The following is a 290-nucleotide window of genomic DNA, read 5'->3' on the forward strand; positions in this document are numbered from 1 at the left end:
GCCTCGGTATTCTCTACCAGACCACCTGAGTCGGTTTAGGGTACGGGCCGCCGTGCAACTCGCTAGAGGCTTTTCTCGACAGCATAGGATCATCCACTTCACCACATCGGCTCGGCATCAGGTCTCAGGCTCTCATGCCAGACGGATTTACCTGCCTGGCGCCCTACACCCTTACCCCGGGACAACCACCGCCCGGGCTGGACTACCTTCCTGCGTCACCCCATCACTCACCTACTACCGGATCGGGCCGTCGGCTCCACCCCACCCGGCACCCGAAGGCACCGGAGGGC

At 63.1% G+C, this 290-nt stretch carries 1 rRNA gene; it reads right to left on the reverse strand.

The features are described 5' to 3' along the window. Positions 1-290, reverse strand: a 23S ribosomal RNA gene (locus ACLIYP_RS30920); the annotation flags it as partial.

It is taken from the genome of Streptomyces nanhaiensis (assembly GCF_046614825.1).
GTDB lineage: Bacteria > Actinomycetota > Actinomycetes > Streptomycetales > Streptomycetaceae > Streptomyces > Streptomyces radiopugnans.